This window comes from Solibacillus ferritrahens (genome assembly GCF_037027585.1).
Classification (GTDB): Bacteria; Bacillota; Bacilli; order Bacillales_A; family Planococcaceae; genus Solibacillus; species Solibacillus ferritrahens.
Genome location: NZ_JAXCLE010000001.1, coordinates 236,352 through 251,635, shown reverse-complemented (window position 1 = coordinate 251,635; position 15,284 = coordinate 236,352). Strand labels below are relative to the sequence as shown.

The window sequence follows — 15,284 nt, the reverse complement described above, 5'->3', positions numbered from 1 at the left end:
TTACTACTACTCGGGGACGTTACGGATTCGACAGGGGTGGTTCAAGCTCTGGTCGCGCGTCGGAGGTCTCGTCTTCGTCAACAACGGAAGTTATATAATAACTGGCAAACAACAAAACTTCGCTTTCGCAGCTTAATACTGCGTAGCACTCAGCCTGTCTATCGCCCATGTAGACTACGCTGGGTTCAACTTAAGTGGGATACGATCGTTGGCACCACCTGAGTCAACGGTAAGAGATTTCCAGGTTAGCGATTCGGACGCCTGTCTGTCGGCATAAGAATTCGCGAATTGCAAATAGACAAACTACACGCGTAGAAGCCGGCGTATTGGAGCTTCTGGACGTGGGTTCGACTCCCACCGTCTCCATAGAATGAATTTTATAGGAATTCAATGAGTGTCAAAATCCTTTATTATTAAGGGTTTTGGCACTTTTTATATTTCATTGAGTTTCAATGAATGTCAAAACCCTTGTGAATCAAGGGTTTTTTGTTTTGTCTAAATCATATAATGTTATTCACTGTAATTTAATTTCAGGAAAAATCTATTCAGTTTCTATTTAAAATTTGTTTACATAGTTAAATATAAGCCTTTTCCTCCATTTGATAAATCCGGTTATCTATCCGGATTAAGATGGAATCCGGTTATTTCACCGGATTTATGTATAATCCGGTTATTTCGCCGGATTAGTGGTATAATTTTTTAAGAGATATTAAAAGGTAGGTGCTAAAATGAAAAAACCTGTTTCATTATTTATATTAGATGTAACAAATTCTACGGGATTCCCAGGTGACTTAGAGGCTTATTTGACCGAATGGCAAGATACTTTAAGAAAGATAAATTCGAAAACACCTTTATTGGTCAAACATCGTCAGGGTGATGAAATAATTTGCTTAGTAGAAGGGTTTGTAGGTGCTTTTTTAATAGCTAATTATATTGTTTATAATTGGAGTTACACTAAGAATATGCCTTACTTTGGTATTTCTTGTGGTTTTATTGATAGAAAATTTAATGAATTGGATATAGATACATGGAGCGATGTGCTAGTGAAAGATGCCAAAGATGCTAATAACATAATTAAAAATAATAAAAATCGAAAAAAAATAATGGAATTTAATCCTTTTAGCTATTTTTCAAAACAAGATAGGGGCTTAATCAATGCATTTTTAGATTTGCAAAGTTTAATTATATTACAACAAACACCTAGACAAAGGGAAATTCTCGGTTTGTACAGTTTATATCATTCACAAAAAGAAGTAGCTTTAGTAATTAATAAATCAACATCAACAATTTCAGAACATTATATAGGTGGGAATGTTGAAATTATATTAGAGACAGCTAATGCCTTATATAAATCAATTGAATATATAGAAAGACAATTACATTGCGAATTAGATAATAAAGATACGGATATAGTATTAATCAATAGTTTTAGCTACACTGAACTAGAAAAATCTATTCGAGAGAAATTAAAGCAGTCTAATCTAAGGAGGAATAAATGGTAACTTTAATACTCATTTTGGGGCATTTTATAGCAGATTTTCCCTTTCAAACTGCAAATATGGTAAAAAATAAATCAAAGGATATTGGGGTAGTGATTAAGCATATTACTATTCATTTATTCACTTATTTAGTCTTAATTGGAATATCGTTATACTTAAGTTTAATACAATATGATTTCTTATTATTGATAACAATTATTCTTATATGTTTAATACATTTCATAACAGATCTTATAAAAGAAATGTTAAATGAAAGAGTAAACACTGATGTAAATAATATTAATAGCTATATAAAAAATCTGAAAATGGCTCTATTATATATCACAGACCAAATAATTCATCTCGTAACAATATATATAGTAGTTAAGTTGTTACTAATGGATGGTTCGATAAATTTGAGACAGATTTTTGTTGCTATTGAGTCTAAAAATAATCTAGATTTGAGTCTCACAGCTCAAATAATCTGCTCAATGATAATAGTATTAATTAATACATATTTTTGGGGATATCTAATAGGTTTAATCCTTAAAGAATTCAAACCATCCAATAAGGTGGTTGAAACAGTATTAGAGGGTAATTTTAAATCAACTAATCTAAATCTAAGTTATCAAAGTCTTAATTTTAATGATATTGATGATGAAATTAATGCTTATAAAATGCTCCAAAATGAAGATGTAAAGTTGAATAAAAAGATAATTATGATAAAGGATTCTCCACCAAAAGCAGGAATGTGGATAGGAATTTTAGAACGGAATTTAATCTTAATATTCTGTTTAAGTAATAATTTGGGTGGAATAGGTTTCTTAGTTGCTATGAAAGCTTTAACAAGGTTTAAACAATTCGATGATAAAAGCTTTGCAGAATACTATTTAATTGGGACCATGTTAAGTGTTATATTTGGTGTAATTGCTGGATATTTAATGAAATATATTTGGAGTTGAATTTATGAAAGTTAGGTTTGGAATTAATTTTCTAAACCTAGCTTTTTATTTAAAAAAGTAATATTCGAGATATTCACCAGAATACCACAAGTTTTCACTTCGTATACGCAACATGGTGAAGGGCATTCATCTAGGATAATAGGACATATCGAAAAAATAATTGATGATATAGAAGTTTTAAATAATTTAGAAATAGCAGAGTTGCTCTAGAGCAACTCTTATATATTTATTCTTCTAATTCATGAGGTTCATCTGACTCATTCATAAAGTTCGTAAACTGTTGAATATAGCTGACCCTTACGTGAGAAATGTCCATGTGCAGTTATACGTATGTATCTTAGCTGTTATTCACATGTAAAATAACAAGTATACATTTCAAAATTAGATATAGATTTTTCAAATAGATTAGAATCAAATTCAGTAATGAGTTTTGCATTTTCATCGAAAGTGAATAAACTCAAAGATGCTTACGCACGTGTTATTGCTACATAAAGTAGACGTCGTTCAACATTCCAATCAAATTCATTGCCAAGTTTTTCGGCTTGTGAAGGGTCTACTAAATCGGCAATAAATACGTAATCAAATTCTAGCCCTTTTGCGGTATGAAACGATGTGAAATAAAATTCCTCCATTCATGTATTTTCTATTTAATTATATGGTAAATTATTCAAGTTAACTATTATAAATTTATATAAAAATTTGCATTAATTTTGTAATTGATAGAAATTAATTACCAACATTATTTAATAATAATGCATTCTTCACTTACCCCATTCTTGTGCAGGTTGTAAATGGTATGACACTCCTAAATTTGCGCTATAAAGTCTCTACTATCGGGAATAAGCACTTGTATCGATTTTTTGTAAAAATAAAAAATAATCGATTAATTAATTGATTATGGTGAAGGATATTATATAGTTAATCTATGTTTTGGACTATTAATTCATTTAAGACTGAGATATTTCATTCACATATTACTTCTATAATGGAATAGTTTCACGTTACTTTGTTATCATTAAGATGATATTTAGAATTGCTTTTTACCATAGGAGAAGACCGTAGAAATAATGAGTAGGTGATTAAATGTCAGCAATCGAAATCCTGTCTTGGGCATTCAAACAAGATAGCATCAACCAGATAAATAACGCAGAGCAATATTTAAATTATCCAGTTATTTACGTATTGAACGGTAACAAAGAGGCTTACATCGGTGAAACCGTGTATTTTAAAAATCGTATGAAAGCCCATTTAAAGGCACGTAAAAATATTGACCAGATTAATCTAATCAAGCATGAGGAATTTAATCGTTCCGCAACATTCCATTTAGAAACGAAGCTTATCAATTACTTTCTTGGTGATGAAAAATATACACTTCAAAACAAAAGTAAAATGGCGAGCAATTTTACCCACAACTACTACAACAAACCGTACTATGATCAGCAGTTATTTAAAGAAATTTGGCAGAAGCTCTATGAACAAAAGCTTGTGGATCATGAGCTGCATACAATTGAAAACAAAGACATTTTTAAATTATCTCCTTTTAAAGAGCTGTCTCTGGAGCAACTCGAATTAAAAGAAAAGGTACTCGAATTTTGCGAGAAACAAGTACAAGCAGCTACATCTGCATATGGCAGCCTGTTAGTTATAGAAGGTGAAGCTGGGGTAGGAAAGAGTGTTGTTTTAAGTTCGATTTTCAATACGATTCAAGAGCGAGCTGAGGAAGCATCCTCGCCGTTGTATAAAACTGAAAATTATTTAGTTGTGAATCATGAGGAAATGTTTAAAACGTATAAAGGGATTGCGAAGCAGGTGAAGCATTTAAAAGGAAAGAACTTTGCGAAGCCAACGCCTTTAGTCAATACACTTCAAAAAGAGCAGAAAAAAGCGGATATCATTTTTGTGGACGAGGCGCATTTATTACTAACTAAGTCAGATACGTATAATAACTTCCACGGGGATAATCATTTAGAGGAGCTTTTAAAGTTAGCAAAAGTAGTGGTCATTATTTATGATCAAAACCAAGTACTGAAATTGAAAAGCCTTTGGGGTGCAGCGATAGTACAGCAACTTAAAAAGCTGAGCGCTTATAACGAGGAATACCAGCTAACAAACCAGTTCCGCATGCAAGCGAATGATGAGGTAATTAACTGGATTAATGCATTCAAACGTAAGCAATTATTGCCACTACCTCATGATGAGAACTATGAATTTGAAGTATTTGAAACACTGAAAGCTATGCATGACAAAATTAAGGGGCAAAACAAGCAATTTGGCCTGAGCCGTGTTGTGTCAACATTCGATTATTTACATAAAAAAGATGGCGGAACGTATTATGTGAACGAATCAAATGGCGAATACAAAATGCCTTGGAACACAACAAGTACGAAATATACTTGGGCAGAAAAGCCAGAAACAATTCATGAAGCCGGCTCCATTTATACAATTCAAGGCTTTGATTTAAATTACGTTGGCGTGGTGCTCGGTCCATCTGTTCAATATGATGCGGCTAAAAATGAAATTTTTATTGATACGAGTAAGTATATGGATAAGGGTGCTTACACAGGTACAGAGGGTATTGTCAATGTGAATGAAGCGAAAGAAAAGATCGTCCTAAATTCCATCAATATTTTAATGAAACGTGGTATTAAAGGGCTTTATATTTATGCGAGTGATGAAGCGCTGCGTAATAAATTGCTTATGTATCAAAAAGAAAATATTTAAATGAATTGCGTGATTAGGGGTATTGAATGGGAGTTGGACTCTTGTTTAATATCTCTTTTCTTATGGGAAAACCATCCAACATAAAAATATTGAATTGAGATATAACTATGAGTATGTGCGATTGGTCGGATTAAGTAAGTGAACGGGAACTGTCACAGTTTTTAGAGACAATGGGACAGTGTGCCTGTCCCATTGTCCCACATCTGGAAAATTACTAAATATAATAATAGTTATATATTACGTTCTTTAGACGCTGGTTTGTTTGCTCTACAGTGAAGATTCTTTCCTTTTGCGATGCCGCCCAGATTTTCATGTCTTCGTGTTCAGGATCTGTAGCATCACCTAATATTCTTAAATACTCATTAAATCCATATTCTCCACCTACATCTTCAGGCGGACGTTCGCCGTTTCCTTCTAAAAATACTACTTGTAATGAATGGGCTTGTACTTTTTTTTCTAGCGTAATGATATGCGTCCAGGAATCGCCGAAATCATACTGATACAAAACATCTGAGTGTTTTGAGAAGACATCACGTAACGACACAAATCGTTCTTGTACGATTTCCTCATTATCGAAAGCGGTGAATTCTAATGTTTCGGGATCATCATCCATCACAATTTTAAGCGGTTTGTTGTTAGTGCGTTTGACGGTAAATTCATGTAAGTGATAGTTTTGCCAGTCGAAAACTGTTTGAATAATATTATGAAGATGCCTAAACGAAAAGCTGGAAGGTACGAGTACCCGTCGCCAAATAGGATGCCCTTCTAAATCTAGTTGAATATTTAGTTGATAAAGCTCGATATCCAATACTTGTTCGGCTGCCTGATTTACATTTAAGCCATTTAACATCGCTAAACTTTCTATCATTTTATTTCTTGGATAAAATCCTTTCTTTGGTCCATCCAGTTGAATCATTCTACTTACTACGAGACTAATATATCGTTGAATTGTCGTATCTTTATCCAGATATTCTGACATCGCTTCAATGTCCCGCACGGTATTGTTCAGTTTTGCAACCATGCTTCTACTTGCAGTTTTAGAAAATGTAATGTCTCCACCCGAAGCTAAATAATCTTCAATAATGGCTTCTTTGATACCCTCCATTCGAAGAGCTACTCGAATCGCTTCTTGAATTACTGCGTTGATATTAGAAAGGTCCTTCTTTAATAGACGGTTAATAACGATTGGATATCTTGTTTCATTATTCATCAAAATCATGACTTTTCTTCTATAAATCGTTACTAGGTTAGCATGCCAGCCCATCAAACTTTTAGGGAATTGTTCGTAACCTTCTGGCGAAACTAAATCACTTTGTTGAATTTCTAGTTTGTCTAGTAATGCCTTTGTACATTGAATAATCATCGCTTCGTCCTTTCATTCCGTGAATAATTAAGGGTATAAGCTCTCACACGGCTTATCCGTATTGCTTAAAGTATAAGCATAGACAGTAATCACTGCAATGTTTATATAACCATATTTGCATCTGTACACGGCAGTTGTTCATAACAAAACAATTAAATCAATTAGGGATATTGAATGGGAGTTGAACTCTTGGTAAATATCCCTTTTCTTATGGGAAAACCATCTAGCATAAAAATGTTGAATTGAGATATAACTATGAGTATGTAAAGAATTATTCTCGCATAAACCTTGTGCCAATATGGAGGCTATAAAATGAGCTCAGAAAAAGACGAATTTTTGGATTCAATTGACCCTTTAGAGAGAAGTAAATTGCTAAAGGTTATGAACGGTACCTTTGAAAATCTTGATCGAGAATTAGTCGATGAGTTAGTAGAAATTGAAGGATTTTTTTACGAGGAAGATGAAGAAGCTATAAATTTTGAAAGCCATAAGAATTCAATGATATTAGAATATATTAACAAGTGCGAGGTACCTGAAGAGTTTGATCTTGAAGAAAGTGTGTTTGATTTATCGCGCAAAATTGTCCATTTTATCTTTAGAAACGGCATCATTGAAGATATGCATGCTGGTAAATATGGTTATGATGAATACTTAAAGATTCCTGAAAATACACCTCCAGAAGTCATTAGCCAACTTTCTAATAAAGATATGATGGCTTTAAATAAGTACATGATGGACAGAGTAGGATATATTCTTCACTTAATTCAAAATGCGAAGTATACTAAGCTTCATTATATACTGGATCAAGAAAAGTATAACGGAGATGACTGGGATCGTCCCGATATAGAAAAAATAGAGAAGGATACAGAAGACTTAATTGTAATTGAGTTTTCTGATCTTAAGGATAACGATTATAATATTTAAGTGCATCTTGATTTAGTCAGGATGTATTTTTTTACAGTAATACAACGACTCAACCACCTGGCGCCGATACAATTATCGACACCAGCTGGCTGCTTAGTCGTTTTAAGCTGTCTACTTGATAGGGGGGGAATTCATACATCCCCGTTCTTTATATAGTCCCATAAGCATTATCTATTCGATTCACGATAGATGAAATATCTTCATTAATAAATTTGTACGTATCTCTAATTCTTACATAGCTTTCAATGGCTAATTCTAAATACTCATCTTCATCAAGCATTTCTTCTAAAGGTTCGCCATGAAAACTAAAATCATAAGAACAATCTTCTACTTCACTACCAATCCCTAATTCATGAAAATATTCATCCATTTCCTTCATTAAATTCTCTAATTTTCTATCGGAATAATACTTATAGGAATTGCCGTCATACGTTTCAATATATAAATATTTGAACTTATATTCACTCCACAGTTCATCCTCATTAATAAGGAATATGAAAAGAAATCTTTCCGCATCTGTATCATTTCTATGGTAGAGCTCATCAGAATTTAACTCGTATCTACTAATTCTATTAAGAAAAATTCTTTTGTTTTCTAGCACTATAACACTCATTTAATAATCATCCTTTTTACATTGATTTATAAATTATGAGTATTCTAACCAAAAAAGAAGTTTTTTAGCCTTTATAGATACGAATATGATTATAGTTATATGTTTGTTTCGCTTTGAGGCTCACATTTCAATTAATAAATGGCTCAAATTTAGCTTGCGAAATACAATTCCTGAAGTGATTTATTTTGGAAGCCATCATGATAAGTTAATTGCAGGTAATTATTTCTTTAAATCAAGTGGGAAAAATATTTATTAGAAAGATGATTATTGTTCTTGTCGGGACAAAATTGAATGATATTTTAGGTGAAATACATAAAGGTTTTAGTACCGCTTCTGAAACTCATATATACCGTAAAATCACTGTTTTATTTGAGCTTGGTGTAAAATCCTTCAGCATAAAAATATTGAATTGAGGTATAACTATGAGTAGGTATGCTGCACCACAATTAAACAAAGAACCATTACTCGCAATAACCTTGTAACAATATGGAGGCTATAAAATGAGCTCGGATAAAGACGACTTTTTGAATTCAATTGATCCATTAGAGAGGAGTAAGTTGCTAAAAGTTATGAACGGTACCTTTGAAAAGCTGGATCGACAATTCATGGATGAGTTAGTAGAAATGGAAGGCTTTTTTTACGAGGAAGATGAAGAGGATATAAATTTTGAAAGTCAAAGGAATATCATGACATTAGAATATATTAACAAGTGCGAGATACCTGAAGAGTGCGATCCTGAAGAGAATGTGTTTGATTTATCACGCAAAATTGTCCACTTTATCTTTAGAAACGGCATCATTGAAGATATGCATGCTGGTAAATTCGGTTATGATGAGTACTTAAAGATTCCTGAAAATACACCCCTAGAAGTCATTAGCCAGCTGTCGAATAAAGATATGATGGCTTTAAATAAGTACATGATGGACAGAGTAGGGTATATTCTTCACTTACTACAAAATGCGGAGTATACTAAGCTTCATTATATATTGGATAAAGAAAAGTATTTCGGAGATGACTGGGATCGTCCGGAAATAGACAACATAGAGAAGGATACAGAAGATTTATTTTTAATTGAGTTTTCTCATCAAAAGGATCATGATCATAATATTTAAGTACATCTTGGTTTTATCAGGATGTGCTTTTTTGCTTCATTACAGTGGTTATGGCATTCTAAAATGGGGGGCGGTGAAAAACCACCATTAGAAGGGGGCTTAGTAAATGATTTTAAAAAGAGGCGTAACTGGCTTTACTGCAGGAGATTTATCACTTGAACGGGATTGGGCAGCATGTACGGCTGAATTCAAAAAATACTGCTACTCGTATGTCGGGCAGTTAAATGGCAGGGTTTTGGCCTTTTTTGAGCCGGATATTGTTGTTGGCTATGCTCATGCCCATGTGAAAATCGATGGGGAAGCGTTCTATATTTTTTATAATGATCTATATGATTATGTAGCTTTCACAAGTAATTGTGAGATTGGTGACTTAGATTTTATTGACTACCCATTATTGGCCGGCTTGTTTGAAAACCCTTATCAAGTAGTAACAGCAGCACAATTAACAGAGCCGTTAGCATTTCAAGCTAGTGGCAGTGGGAATATTCTATTGAATGAAAATGACCTGAATGATGTGGAGCTTCGTTTTATGAATCATTTTAGATCACAGACGGTTGGGGATTTAGTGTTTAATTATTGGGATTAGTATTTTCATGGTTATTTCTAAATAAGGGAAAGATTTACCGCTATTACCGTTGATTTATGAAATAACGTTAAAATAAGGGGAGAAAGTTCTGTTATTCCGCAATAAAGGCGTTATTTTCATGGATTTTTACTTAATAACGGAAAACTTTACCGCTATTTCCTCTGATTTGAGAAATAATTTTAAAATAACGGAAATATGTTCCTTTAATTAACGAGCCTTCCAAATATACGAAATGGAAGACTCATGTATTTGATATTAGTTAGATAACTTCTGTAGGGTATCTCCTTTTGAGCAACAAACTAGTTAACTAAACTCTTTTCCTCCACATCCTCCACAGCAACCTCTCCAATATAATAAGGAAGTTCCTTAATTCGCTCCTTCAGCATAAACATATAAATCTCCTCATCCGTTTCTTTATGGTAGATGCTTGTGTACTTATGCTGGTTGTAAATGCTGTGCCACTTAGTTGGTTTGGTGCCGTAAATAGAGGCGTGGAGCATTTGGGCATCATATGGTGTTTGGGCAAAGTATAGGGCGTACTGAGTAGGGGAAATGCTTGTTGCATAGAGCTTAATACGATTGATGCCGAGTACGTCGCGTTGATTCATTTCACGGATTTCGGCAATTTCCTCATCGGTAAATGGGACTTCGTATATACGCGATGGGTCGTCCTCCTTTTGCAAATAGCCTTTCTTTAAAGCAAGGTAAATCCAGTAAGCCCCAAAGTTTTGTTCGTATTTGATCATTTCAAGTAGAAGTGTATAAACGGTTTTTCTCTCCATTTTTATCGCTCCCTTGTCCAAATATGACCTGTCTTTTTGTTGTAATGGGCCAAAGCTGTACCTGTTGGACCATTGCGGTTTTTGGCAACGATGAGCTCTAATGTATCGGGGGTGTTGGTGTTTTCTGTTTCGTAATACGATTTGCGGTACAGCAAAATAATGACGTCTGCATCCTGTTCGATGGAGCCCGAATCTCGTAAATCACTCATTAATGGGCGTTTATTGCCGCGGGATTCCACATTGCGGTTGAGCTGGGATAGACAAATGACCGGGCAGTTGAACTCCTTTGCCATTTGCTTTAAGGCGCGGCTAATTTTACTCATCGTGATTGCTGCGTATTCCTCATCACGGTCTGCCTGAATAATTTGCAAGTAATCGATTAAAATAATCGGTGTTTTGTTTTCATTTTGCCGAATAATACGGCGGGCTTGGCTACGGATTTGTGGAATCGTTAAACAGCTACGATCATCAATTTCGATGCTCGACTTATTGACCCGTTCGAGTACTTGAATCCAGTTCTTTTTTTGTTCCTCTGAAAAGTATTGCTTCGGGTTGCGCATTTTTAACCGAGAGTATTGACCTGTCGTCGCAATGAGCCGATCGAGCAAAATCGTTTTACTCATTTCCAACGAAAAGATAATCGGTAAATGACCTTGCCAGCCAGCATAAAGCGCCAAATTGTTCATCACATCGGTTTTTCCCATGGAAGGGCGGGCTGCGATAATCGTCAGCTCGCCTGGGCGGAAGCCATCGATTAGTAGCTCGAGGTCCTTAATATGGGGGATAATGAGTCCGGGTGTATGCACTTCCTCCCAAGGACGATTATCCATTGCGACTAAAGCTTGCGTGATTGTTGTATCTGTCCGATTTCCTTCGAGCTGTGTATGATCAAGCCGTTCTATAATTTGCGGGATCGCCCAATCTCCCTCTGCCGCCTGAAATAAAATTTGGCCTTTTTGCCGCTCGCGCCAAATTTCCCGCAGTAGCTGGACATAATCGTCAAATTTATCGGTATTAGCGAACATCATAAGCTCTGTCACGTAAGTTAGCCCGATAGATTCAATCTGTTCAAACCGTGCACTCAGTGTTAAATAATCTACGGGATGACCTTCATTTGCGAGCTGCTGCATGAGCGCAAAAAGCTGTCGGTGATATTGGCCGTAAAACATGTCCGGCTTGAGCTGACTATCGAGTATTAAATAATTTTCCTCTAGCATCGTTGCTAAAATGCTTTGCTCTAAAAACTCCTTTTTGATCATTCATAATCACCTTCATCAAAATCAAGTACGACGGGTGCCGGGTCGTAATCATTTTCCTGTATTCTTATGAGGGCATTGTTTAAATAGCTTTCAAAATTACCCGGACGGAATAATGTGATTGGTCTTAAATATTTTTGCATTTGCAAGTCGTTCTTCCAGTTTCTTATCTGTTCATCAATGACTAAGTAGCAGTCTTCCACCGTATAGCCCTCTTTTAAAATGCCTTTAATCAGTCGGGTATTCGTTTTTGACTGTTCGTTAAACTGCTTATTCGCTTTTTCATTTAAATAGTGAATGATGTTGGCAATCTCATTACTACGGTCAATATTCGTATTTGTCTTTTTCTTCTCAGATAAGTTTTGCTCTTCAGGAAATAGCTCCTCCTGGGTATAAATTTTTTTCTGAAGGAGCTTATCTAGTTTTTCATAATCAATTCGGTACCATTTCGAACGGTCTGTATTGAAGCTGTTAAATTTGTTTGATGAAAGGATAATTTGATAGCGTTCCAATTTCGTTATGAGTCTTTTAACTTTCGGAATGCTCCAATAGCAGCATTGCTTTGCCCACCCTTGATAAGTTTGGCGATACCAAATGTGTCCGTCTTTCTTTACACCTTGCGTTTCTAATCGATAATGCAGTTGCTGAAGGAATAACGCCTCTTCAACTCCGATTCGTGCTGCCAAACTCTGTGATACAAACAACTGTCGATCGTTCACTAATAATTTCATGTTCCAACCTCCAATTTCTGAATACTGTCTTGCCTTATATATGGCTTCCAAAATCAAAAAAAGGGACATACAAAGTGAAAATATTTTTTTGGGAGATCCGATTATGAAATGCTCCAAAGAAAAAACAATGCCGTTGCGTATTAACGCAACAATATATATTTTTATAAATTATTTAAAAGATTATTAAATCTTTTTGAGCGGACTTTTTTGAGTACATGTGGATGGGATTTAAATGACCTGTTCTGGAGGGATTAGAATCGGGCGATGGAAGGGAGCGATTTGGCTGAGGAAATAAGGAGGGGTAGAGGAGGATATTTAGTTGTGAAAAAGAAAAGGGATTCTATTCTAGAATAATAAGTGGGTGCTGAATGAAATGAAGATTTTATTTTGGTGAAATATTTTCTTTATATTTTAACGAAGTAATATAGTGATGTGGAAATTCATAAAAAAGAACCAACTTATTTCTGTAATAGTTAGCCCAGAAAGCGCATAATAAGTGCGGTTTATAATTTGCCTCTAAAATAATGAAGTTGTATATTTAATTTGTTAGTAACAATTATTTATTAACGATACTGGGAATAATCACGTTAGAGTTGTGGTTTTTCTGAGAAGGAGAAATTGTATTGAAATTAAAAGACAAGGTAGTGATCATTACAGGTGGTGCTGGCGGTATTGGCGCTGGTATGGGGCGTGCAATGGTAAAAGAGGGAGCAATTGTTGTAGCAGTTGACCTCAATCCGGAAGCAGGCGCAAAAGTATTGGCGGAATTACAGCAACACTCACCACAATCTAGCTTTATTGAATGTGATTTGACAAAGCATGATCAACTAAAAAATGTAGTGGAACAAGTTGTCGAGAAATATGGCCGTTTAGATGTGTTAGTGAATAATGCACACGCTTCTAAACAAGTTCCATTTCTTGAAACAACTCCAGAACATTTAGCATTGTCAATGGATACAGGCTTCTACCCTACATGGTACTTAATGCAGGCGGCTATTCCACATTTAAAGAAAACTCGTGGTAATATTATTAACTTTGCTTCAGGTGCCGGGTTAAAAGGGCATAAAACACAAGCTGCTTATGCGGCAGCAAAAGAAGCGATTCGCGGTATTACGCGTGTCGTAGCAAATGAATTTGGGGCAGATGGTGTGACAGCGAACTTGATTTCACCTATCGCCAATTCAGAGGGTGTACAAGCATGGGCAAAAGCTCAGCCGGAATATTATGAAGGGGTACTTGCAGGTATTCCGATGGGTAAATTCGGTGATCCGGAACAAGATATCGGACGTGCTGCTGTCTTTTTAGCTTCAGAAGACTCGAAATATATAACAGGTCAAACATTGATGGTTGATGGCGGATCGATCATGCTCCACTAATATCGTGAATTTTATATAACAACGAACCGGGTGCACGAACAATTGTTGAATTGTTTATGCACCCGGTTTTCTTTATATTACGGAAGATGACTGTTTCAAACTCACCTAATTTTATTTAAAATCTTTACCCGGTTCGTCTTAAACATGACATATACCATGATGTAAATGAGTATCGAGGAGATAACGATATTGCACATGGCACCTGTCAGAAAGATGAATCCACTCGAATGGGAACTCACAATTCCTGTATAAGTCTGTTCTATAGCGTCCATGTATTCTACTTCATCCAGTTCATTCACTTTTGTATTTCGATCCAATAGTAAGCTCCCGACCTGATAATTTAAGAAGAAAAGCAGCGGCCAAATAAAAGTTCCCATGACACCACCGACAAGTGCGGAAACGGTATTCGCCTTGACGAGTCTGGCCAAACCGACGGAAAGTAGGGGGCCAAGTCCGAATGTAGGCAGCCAGCTTGGAATAAAACCAATCGTTACCCCTGATGCAACTTGATGTGGACCCGATTTAAGCCGAAATAGACGGATTAAATTATATTTAATGTTTCGTGTTATTTTCATAGATGTCTATCCCTCTCCAAGTACTTCGTCACAACCGTAAACCGATCGTTATAGATATATTATACCGAATTTACTGGATATGGATTCCATTTTTATGAATGATTGTATGAATAGGGTCGTGCCACTCGGTTATTCTACTGACTGACGATTCATTATGTAGTAAATGGGGTAAAGAGTAAGTAGCTGATTAATTACAGCGTGTTAAAAACGCGCTGAATAAGCTTATCAAAGAAAGATAACAGATACTAAACAACAAAAGGGGACATGTACTATGCTACAACTATTTTTTAACGATGATATTTTAATTTCGATTACAGGAGATGATGAGGTTTTATCGAGAATCCCTGACAACTACGAGTATTATGATTTAATTAACATTAAAAATGAATTGGTAACAACAGAGCATTTAGTGGAGGCATTCGAGTATGCGTTACGTAAAACGGATGAGGGTGCAGTAAACGCAGCGGCTTACTATGCTAAATTAAAAAATATGTACGAGACGAAAAAAAAATTACCGATTGAAAATTAATCGATTATGCAAAGTAGAATCCAAAAATACGAGGCATGGTAACCTGGCACAGAATTGATGTGCACAGGTATAACCAGGCTTTTTTGTGTTTGACAAAAACCTGGGGAGGGGGTTATCCGAGTGTTTTCTGTTTCTTATATAAAATATAGTTGTATATGAAATCTAAAATGGAAGCGACATAAGCTGTGCCAGCTAAAATTACAATAGGGGAATCGTAGCTGTAGTAAATAAAATCTTGTGTGTATAAAGTAATTAACCATACGCTCGTAAAAATAA

15 protein-coding genes and 1 other RNA gene are annotated in these 15,284 nt (G+C 35.2%); 9 read left to right on the top strand and 7 right to left on the bottom strand.

The genetic code is table 11. The features are described 5' to 3' along the window. Positions 1-12 precede the first annotated feature (12 nt). The 3 genes from ssrA (at position 13) to SNE38_RS01290 (ending at position 2,440) form a co-directional block, all read left to right on the top strand. Positions 13-369, top strand: a transfer-messenger RNA (tmRNA) gene (gene ssrA / locus SNE38_RS01300). Positions 370-728: 359 nt separating this feature from the next. Then, positions 729-1,502 (top strand): hypothetical protein, encoded by a 774-nt coding sequence (locus tag SNE38_RS01295; RefSeq protein WP_191705519.1) that lies wholly within the window; start codon positions 729-731, stop codon positions 1,500-1,502. Next, a complete protein-coding gene (locus tag SNE38_RS01290; protein ID WP_191705518.1) occupies positions 1,496-2,440 on the top strand; it encodes a DUF3307 domain-containing protein in 945 nt (314 codons plus the stop codon). The genes SNE38_RS01295 and SNE38_RS01290 overlap by 7 nt, the downstream gene beginning before the upstream one ends. 467 nt (positions 2,441-2,907) lie before the next feature. On the opposite strand, the gene SNE38_RS01285 is transcribed toward SNE38_RS01290, so the two are convergent. After that, positions 2,908-3,072, bottom strand: coding sequence for a 3'-5' exonuclease (locus SNE38_RS01285; protein ID WP_191705517.1), 165 nt, complete (start codon positions 3,070-3,072; stop codon positions 2,908-2,910). Between the two features lie 451 nt (positions 3,073-3,523). Between SNE38_RS01285 and SNE38_RS01280 the strand changes: the two genes are divergently transcribed. Next, entirely contained in the window at positions 3,524-5,161 is a 1,638-nt protein-coding gene (locus SNE38_RS01280; protein ID WP_336045714.1) for a DUF2075 domain-containing protein, read from the top strand. Between the two features lie 214 nt (positions 5,162-5,375). Here SNE38_RS01280 and SNE38_RS01275 read toward each other — a convergent pair whose 3' ends face one another. After that, the gene (locus tag SNE38_RS01275; protein ID WP_336045713.1) at positions 5,376-6,524 is read right to left on the bottom strand and encodes a plasmid pRiA4b ORF-3 family protein; all 1,149 of its coding nucleotides are present in this window, start codon (positions 6,522-6,524) and stop codon (positions 5,376-5,378) included. Positions 6,525-6,836: 312 nt separating this feature from the next. On the opposite strand from SNE38_RS01275, the gene SNE38_RS01270 reads away from it, so the two are divergent. After that, positions 6,837-7,448 carry a hypothetical protein gene (locus SNE38_RS01270; RefSeq protein ID WP_336045712.1) on the top strand — a complete coding sequence of 204 codons (612 nt, stop codon included), beginning with the start codon at positions 6,837-6,839 and terminating at the stop codon, positions 7,446-7,448. Positions 7,449-7,596: 148 nt separating this feature from the next. Here the strand turns inward: SNE38_RS01270 and SNE38_RS01265 are convergent, their stop codons facing one another. Continuing rightward, on the bottom strand, positions 7,597-8,061 hold the full coding sequence (locus SNE38_RS01265) for a DNA polymerase III subunit alpha (protein WP_191705339.1): 465 nt from the start codon (positions 8,059-8,061) through the stop codon (positions 7,597-7,599). Between the two features lie 500 nt (positions 8,062-8,561). Between SNE38_RS01265 and SNE38_RS01260 the strand changes: the two genes are divergently transcribed. Beyond that, complete coding sequence (locus tag SNE38_RS01260) at positions 8,562-9,173, top strand: hypothetical protein (protein ID WP_336045711.1); 612 nt, start codon at positions 8,562-8,564, stop codon at positions 9,171-9,173. Positions 9,174-9,279: 106 nt separating this feature from the next. Further along, positions 9,280-9,759 (top strand): hypothetical protein, encoded by a 480-nt coding sequence (locus SNE38_RS01255; protein ID WP_336045710.1) that lies wholly within the window; start codon positions 9,280-9,282, stop codon positions 9,757-9,759. A 299-nt stretch (positions 9,760-10,058) separates the two neighbouring features. Here the strand turns inward: SNE38_RS01255 and SNE38_RS01250 are convergent, their stop codons facing one another. The 3 genes from SNE38_RS01250 to SNE38_RS01240 are packed head-to-tail and all read right to left on the bottom strand — an operon-like array spanning position 10,059 to position 12,528. Further along, positions 10,059-10,541, bottom strand: a complete 483-nt coding sequence (locus tag SNE38_RS01250) for a hypothetical protein (protein ID WP_336045709.1) — start codon at positions 10,539-10,541, stop codon at positions 10,059-10,061. A gap of 2 nt (positions 10,542-10,543) precedes the next feature. Continuing rightward, positions 10,544-11,800 carry a replicative DNA helicase gene (locus SNE38_RS01245; RefSeq protein WP_336045708.1) on the bottom strand — a complete coding sequence of 419 codons (1,257 nt, stop codon included), beginning with the start codon at positions 11,798-11,800 and terminating at the stop codon, positions 10,544-10,546. After that, positions 11,797-12,528, bottom strand: coding sequence for a conserved phage C-terminal domain-containing protein (locus SNE38_RS01240; protein ID WP_336045707.1), 732 nt, complete (start codon positions 12,526-12,528; stop codon positions 11,797-11,799). The genes SNE38_RS01245 and SNE38_RS01240 overlap by 4 nt, the downstream gene beginning before the upstream one ends. A 623-nt stretch (positions 12,529-13,151) precedes the next feature. On the opposite strand from SNE38_RS01240, the gene SNE38_RS01235 reads away from it, so the two are divergent. After that, positions 13,152-13,904, top strand: coding sequence for an SDR family NAD(P)-dependent oxidoreductase (locus tag SNE38_RS01235; protein ID WP_191705348.1), 753 nt, complete (start codon positions 13,152-13,154; stop codon positions 13,902-13,904). A 101-nt stretch (positions 13,905-14,005) separates the two neighbouring features. On the opposite strand, the gene SNE38_RS01230 is transcribed toward SNE38_RS01235, so the two are convergent. Further along, positions 14,006-14,479: a DUF2062 domain-containing protein gene (locus tag SNE38_RS01230; RefSeq protein WP_336045706.1), complete on the bottom strand. Its 474-nt coding sequence runs from the start codon at positions 14,477-14,479 to the stop codon at positions 14,006-14,008. 271 nt (positions 14,480-14,750) lie between these two features. Here SNE38_RS01230 and SNE38_RS01225 point away from each other — a divergent pair, with 271 nt between their 5' ends. Then, positions 14,751-15,008 carry a UDP-glucose 6-dehydrogenase gene (locus SNE38_RS01225; protein WP_336045705.1) on the top strand — a complete coding sequence of 86 codons (258 nt, stop codon included), beginning with the start codon at positions 14,751-14,753 and terminating at the stop codon, positions 15,006-15,008. Positions 15,009-15,284: the final 276 nt, after the last annotated feature.